Annotated in this window: 6 protein-coding genes; 4 read left to right on the plus strand and 2 right to left on the minus strand. The window is 55.7% G+C overall.

The genetic code is table 11. The annotated features are described in order from the left end of the window. Nucleotides 1-1,104: sugar ABC transporter ATP-binding protein (locus RTK32_RS17530; RefSeq protein ID WP_312046222.1), on the minus strand; the 1,104-nt coding region annotated here is incomplete at its 3' end. A 46-nt stretch (nt 1,105-1,150) separates the two neighbouring features. Next, entirely contained in the window at nt 1,151-2,107 is a 957-nt protein-coding gene (gene ytfQ, locus RTK32_RS17535; RefSeq protein ID WP_312046224.1) for a galactofuranose ABC transporter, galactofuranose-binding protein YtfQ, read from the minus strand. A gap of 526 nt (nt 2,108-2,633) precedes the next feature. On the opposite strand from ytfQ, the gene ydgT reads away from it, so the two are divergent. The 4 genes from ydgT to rsxC form a co-directional block, all read left to right on the plus strand. Continuing rightward, the gene (gene ydgT / locus RTK32_RS17540; RefSeq protein WP_312046226.1) at nt 2,634-2,849 is read left to right on the plus strand and encodes a transcription modulator YdgT; all 216 of its coding nucleotides are present in this window, start codon (nt 2,634-2,636) and stop codon (nt 2,847-2,849) included. 357 nt (nt 2,850-3,206) lie between these two features. Beyond that, nucleotides 3,207-3,788, plus strand: coding sequence for an electron transport complex subunit RsxA (gene rsxA, locus RTK32_RS17545; protein ID WP_312046228.1), 582 nt, complete (start codon nt 3,207-3,209; stop codon nt 3,786-3,788). Continuing rightward, the gene (gene rsxB / locus RTK32_RS17550; protein ID WP_312046230.1) at nt 3,788-4,363 is read left to right on the plus strand and encodes an electron transport complex subunit RsxB; all 576 of its coding nucleotides are present in this window, start codon (nt 3,788-3,790) and stop codon (nt 4,361-4,363) included. The genes rsxA and rsxB overlap by 1 nt, the downstream gene beginning before the upstream one ends. After that, the coding region (gene rsxC / locus RTK32_RS17555) for an electron transport complex subunit RsxC (protein ID WP_312046232.1) at nt 4,356-6,194 on the plus strand (1,839 nt) is incomplete at its 3' end. The genes rsxB and rsxC, both read left to right, overlap by 8 nt.

The following is a 6,194-nucleotide window of genomic DNA, read 5'->3' on the forward strand; positions in this document are numbered from 1 at the left end:
GCGCTGGGCCTGAAGAGCGAGAATGATATTTTCGCGTACGGAGGCCGCGCCGATAATGCCGTCGGTTTTACGATCTTCCGGACAAAAGCCGATCCCCGCACGTGAAGCCTGTGCAGGCGTGCGGATAGTGCGTGGTTTTCCCCTGATGAAGGCGCTGCCGCTGTCGGCGCTTTTAATGCCGAACAACAGCTCTGCGGTTTCCGTGCGGCCGGAACCCAACAGGCCAGCAAGGCCAACGGCCTCGCCGGGACGAACACTGAGGCTGAAGGGCTCTATCGTCCCTTTCCTGCCGTAATCTTTGAACTCCACCACCGGTTGATGGCTTTTTAACGTACTGCCCGCGCGCTGAAGCGCAGTTTCCAATAGTTCACGTCCCAGCATCAGCTTAATCAGCTCAATTTGCGGCAGCGCATTGGTTTCCCGCGTGGCGACGAACTGGCCATTGCGCAGCACGGTAATGCGATCGCAAATTTTGTAAACCTGGTCGAGAAAGTGGGTGACGAATATCAGGGCCATCCCGCGCGCGCGCAGCTGGTCCATTAACGTAAACAGCATGGTGACTTCGCTGGCATCCAGGCTGGCCGTCGGCTCATCCAGAATCAGCACCTGCGCGGAAAGATCAACCGCGCGGCAGATAGCGATAATCTGCTGCATTGCCACAGAGTAATGCCCAAGCGGACGCGTCACATCCAGCTCAAAGCCGTAATTGTGCAGTAACGTTTGCGCCTCTTTATTCATGCGGCGGCGATCGATCATGCCCAGCCTGCGCGGTTCGCGCCCGATAAACAGGTTGTCTGCCACTGACATGTTAGGTAACAGATTAACTTCCTGATAAACGGTACCGATCCCTGCCTGCTGCGCCTCTGCCGTGCTGCGCGGGTCGATGGGTTTTCCCGCCAGGGTAATATGGCCCGCATCGCGCCGGTAAACACCGGTTAACACTTTGATCAGAGTGGATTTACCGGCGCCGTTCTCGCCCAGCAGCGCCATGATTTCGCCGCCCTGCAGATCGAAAGAAACCCCTTCCAGCGCTTTGACGCCGGGAAAACTTTTACTCAGTCCGCTGATGCTAAGCAGCGGCGATGGTTGCGATAAGCTGGTCATGGCTGGCCTCGAAAGCAGGCCGTCCGACGTGCGGACGGCAAAGGTATCAGTAACCCATTCCTTTTTTCTTATCCAGTTGGGCCTGGGCATCGGCTGGCAAAAAGAGCCTTGATTCAGTTTTAATAATTTTTGGCGGCTGGGTGCCCTCTTTACGGAATTTTTCCAGCGCGTCGAACGCCGGCCCGGCCATATCAGGCGTCAGTTCAACGTTGGCATTGGCTTCGCCGGCCAGCATCGCTTTATAAATATCGGGCACGCCATCAATCGAGCCGGTTAAAATATCTTTGCCCGGTTTAAGGCCGGCTTCTTTAATTGCCTGAATGGCACCAATGGCCATGTCGTCGTTATGGGCGTAAACCATACAAATGTTCTTGCCGTTGTTTTCCGCTTTAATAAAGCTCTCCATCACCTCTTTACCCTTACTACGGGTAAAATCCCCGGACTGTGAACGCACAATTTTTATCCCAGGCGCATTAGCAATCGCTTCAGCAAAGCCTTTTTTGCGATCTATTGCTACGCTGGCGCCGACGGTGCCCTGGAGCTCAACAACGTTACAGGGTTTACCCGCCTGCTCTTTTACCAGCCAGTCGCCAATCAGCTTGCCTTCCAGCACGTTATCCGCCGTCACTACCGACATATAAAGCGATTTGTCTTTTACCACAATGGCGCGATCCAGCAGGAAAACCGGGATTTTGGCGTCTTTAGCTTCTTCAAGCACCGGCTCCCATCCGGTCTGGACGACTGGCGCGATAAAAATGGCATCCACGCCCTGAGCGATAAAGGAGCGAACCGCCTTGATTTGGTTTTCCTGTTTTTGTTGCCCGTCGGCAATCTTGAGCGTAATACCGCGTTTCTGCGCTTCGCTTTTGGCCATACTGGTTTCCGCCGCTCGCCAGCCTGACTCGGAGCCAACCTGAGAAAAGCCAACCGTAAGGTTTTCCGCCAGCGCATTACTGCTCAGCGCCGCGCCGATAAGCGTGGTTAAAAGTAAACGTTTCCACATAGGTCTGTTCCTCTGACGGGGGTCATTATCCGGGTGTGATTGCCGTTTAATCGTGACTCAGTCAGAAAAAAACATTTTCGACAATGCTCACAAAATTCAGCAATTAACGCGGCATGTAAATCCGTGGATTGGCAGGTAAAAAGCGAATATGGATTAAATATGCGTGGGGCCGATAAACCCTTTGTTAAATAAGTGTAATAAAGATAAGCGTTTATCTTTCTGACTAATGAAAGCGATTACAAATGAAGGAACATTATCTGCCATCGTGCCCGAAGCCTGCTCAGACCAGGGAAAACGTTATTTTGTGAGCGGGAACACATCTTGTTGGATCCGGTTATTAACATTTGAACCATTCATTAACAATGAGGGGGTAAATGACAATTAAAGTCGACAATCACCCGGGCGGAAATGCGGAAATACCTTACTCTTTATTCTGAATTTACGGGAAATGTGCATTTTCTACTATAGACACCCCCTTACGTGACCATATACTTGACTCTCCTCATTTCTTATCACAACGGCAATCATGACAGTCCAAGACTATCTGTTAAAATTTCGTAAAGTAAGCTCTCCGGATACCCTGGAGAAACTGTTCGATCATCTCAACTATTCTCTGACCGATAATAAAGAGATTATGGATATGTATCGTGCCGCCGACCATCGTCGTGCTGAACTGGCTTCGGGCGGACGTTTGTTCGATCTCGGGCGCGTACCAAAATCCGTCTGGCATTATGTCGTTTAGGTTTTCCGTTCCGATCCTGTTATCTGCTCCAGTCTGCTGCTCCGCCGCCTGCTGGCGCGCTGTGATCTCTTCAGCGACCTGAACCTGTTTCAAGGCGGGCTGCCTGCTGTTGCCGCTCGCCTGGGCACTGTCCGTTCCCTTTCCTGCCGACAAGATAAGCCGATCGCCAGCCTCCGGATGCCCTACCTTCCGCTATACTGCCTTTTTTAATCCTCCTTTCTGGCGCATAAGTTGTCGAAAAAACAGACGAGAATTTAATCCTCCGTGCGGTCGTTTCCGCTCTGCGGTGTACTGATGTTGTTGTCAGACGTCGAATGACCGATAATAAGCCGCTTTTATTTTTTCTCAGGCGTAAAAATGACCGACTACCTGCTCCTTTTTATCGGCACAGTGCTGGTGAATAACTTCGTTCTGGTGAAGTTTCTCGGCCTCTGTCCCTTTATGGGCGTTTCCAAAAAACTGGAAACGGCGATTGGCATGGGACTCGCCACCACATTCGTTATCACCCTGGCCTCGATCTGCGCATGGCTGGTGAATCACCTGATCCTGCTGCCGCTCGATCTGGTTTATCTGCGCACCATGGCTTATATCCTGGTGATCGCAGTCGTGGTGCAGTTCACTGAAATGGTGGTGCGCAAGACCAGCCCCGATCTTTACAGGCTGCTGGGCATTTTTCTGCCGCTGATCACGACTAACTGCGCGGTGCTGGGCGTGCCGCTGCTGAGCGTCAATCTTAACCATACCTTTTTACAGGCCGCGCTGTACGGCTTCAGCGCCTCTGTCGGCTTTTCGCTGGTGATGGTGCTGTTTGCCGGTATCCGCGAGCGGCTGGTGCTGGCCGACGTGCCGGCGCCTTTTAAAGGTTCCTCTATCGCGCTGGTGACCGCAGGCCTGATGGCGCTGGCATTTATGGGCTTTAGCGGTCTGGTGAAATTCTGATGAGTGCAGTGTGGATTGCGGTGGCGGTACTGAGCGTGCTGGGCCTGATTTTTGGCGGCCTGCTGGGCTACGCTTCACGCCGTTTTAAGGTGGAAGAAGATCCTATCGTTGAGCAGATCGACGCGATATTGCCACAAAGCCAGTGTGGTCAGTGCGGCTATCCAGGCTGCCGCCCCTATGCTGATGCGGTCGGCAATAACGGCGAGCAAATCAATAAGTGCGCCCCCGGCGGGGAGCAAACCATGCTCAAGCTGGCCGCGCTACTTAACGTCGAGCCGCAGCCGCTGGGCGATGAAGCCGCGCGTGAACCGGCGCGCAAAGTCGCCTGGATTGATGAAGCTAATTGCATCGGTTGCACCAAATGCATCCAGGCTTGTCCGGTGGATGCTATCGTCGGTGCCACTCGCGCCATGCACACCGTGCTGAGCGATGTCTGTACGGGCTGCGATCTCTGCGTCGCGCCCTGCCCGACTGACTGCATAGAGATGCGCCCGGTCGCCACAACCACGGCAAACTGGAAGTGGGATTTGCAAACTATCCCGGTCAAAGTTATTTCTGTGGAAAGCCATGCGTAACCTTTTCAAACTCTTTAAAAAAGACAAGCTTTGGGATTTTCAGGGCGGCATTCACCCGCCGGAAATGAAAACCCAGTCCAACCGCACGCCGCTGCGTCAGCTGCCGCTGCCTGCCCATTTTATTATTCCGCTAAAGCAGCATATCGGCCACGAAGGCGAAATGCTGGTGAAGCCGGGCGATAAAGTCCTGCGCGGCCAGCCGCTGACGTTTGGTCGCGGCCGGATGCTGCCGGTGCACGCGCCCACTTCCGGCATCGTTGAAAATATAGCGCCCCATATGACGGCGCACCCTTCCGCGCTGGCGGAAATGTGCATCTTTATTACGCCGGACGGCGAGGATCGCTGGATTGAGAAAGCGCCGCTGGCCGATTATCGCCAGCATGACCGTACGGTCATCGTTGAGCGTATTCATCAGGCTGGCGTAGCCGGCCTGGGCGGCGCGGGTTTCCCTACCGCCACCAAACTGAGAGGCGGACTGCGCGGCGTGAAAACGCTGATTATTAACGCGGCCGAATGTGAGCCCTATATTACCGCCGACGATCGCCTGATGCAGGACTGTGCGGACGAGGTTCTTGAAGGCAGCCGTATCCTGGGCTGGGTATTGCAGGCCGAGCGCGTGCTGATTGGCATAGAAGATAACAAGCCAGAAGCGATCGCCGCGTTGAAAAAAGCGCTGGGCAGCGCGACGGATATGCAGATTCGGGTGATCCCGACCAAATATCCCTCCGGCGGGGCGAAACAGCTCACGAAAATCCTGACCGGGCTGGAAGTGCCGCACGGTGGCCGCTCTACCGATATCGGGGTGCTGATGCAGAACGTCGGTACCGCCTGGGCAGTAAAACGCGCCATTATTGACGGTGAGCCTCTGACGGAGCGCGTGGTGACGCTGACCGGTGAATCGGTTAAACGGCCCGGCAATGTCTGGGGCCGCATCGGCACGCCCATCAGCCATTTGCTGCAGCAGGCTGACTTTACCCCCGGCCCTGGCCAGATGGTGGTGATGGGGGGCCCGCTGATGGGCTTTACCCTGCCGACGCTGGACGTGCCGGTGGTGAAAATTACCAACTGTATTCTGGCTCCTTCCGCCAGCGAGATGGGCAACACCGAAGAGGAAAAATCCTGCATTCGCTGTAGCGCCTGTGCGGACGCCTGCCCGGCCGCGCTGCTCCCGCAGCAGCTTTACTGGTACAGCCGGGGTGGTGACCATGATAAGGCGCGCGAGCACAATATTGATGACTGTATTGAGTGCGGTGCCTGTGCCTATGTCTGCCCCAGCAATATTCCGCTGGTACAATATTACCGCCAGGAAAAGGCGGAGATTCGGGCAATCGATCTGGAAGCTGAACGCACCGCGCAGGCAAAAGCGCGCTTCGAAGCGCGCCAGGCCCGTCTGGAACGTGAAAAGCTGGCGCGTGAAAATCGCCATCAGCAGGCAAAACGCACCGTCAGCCAGCGCGACCGGGGCGAAGTTGAGACAGCCCTGGAGCGGGTAAAAGCGCAGCAGGCGACCTCCAACGAAAATGCTCAGGAAGCCGAAACCGCCACGGCCGTGGCACAGCGCGAGGCACGGAAAGCGCAGGCGCGTGCGTACCAGGCGGAAAAACAGTCAGAGACGGAACCGGCTACGCGTCAGGCAGGCGATCCGCGTAAGGCGGCCGTCGAGGCCGCTGTTGCCCGCGCCAAAGCGAAAAAAGCCGCGGCACAGGCAGCCGGTGACGCCGCACAACCGACAGAAGCCGCGCCGCAGGCGGCTGTTCAGCCGGACGCCGCGCCGGTCGATCCGCGTAAGGCGGCCGTCGAGGCCGCTGTTGCCCGCGCCAAAGCGAAAAAA

Origin of the sequence: Erwinia sp. (assembly GCF_031978025.1) — a bacterium.
Lineage (GTDB): Bacteria > Pseudomonadota > Gammaproteobacteria > Enterobacterales > Enterobacteriaceae > Erwinia.

Bases quoted from the DNA above. Each gene is read 5' to 3' on its own strand.
- ydgT (WP_312046226.1), top strand. From the start codon at position 2,634: ATGACAGTCCAAGACTATCTGTTAAAATTTCGTAAAGTAAGCTCTCCG.
- rsxA (WP_312046228.1), top strand. From the start codon at position 3,207: ATGACCGACTACCTGCTCCTTTTTATCGGCACAGTGCTGGTGAATAAC.
- ytfQ (WP_312046224.1), bottom strand. From the start codon at position 2,107: ATGTGGAAACGTTTACTTTTAACCACGCTTATCGGCGCGGCGCTGAGC.
- rsxB (WP_312046230.1), top strand. From the start codon at position 3,788: ATGAGTGCAGTGTGGATTGCGGTGGCGGTACTGAGCGTGCTGGGCCTG.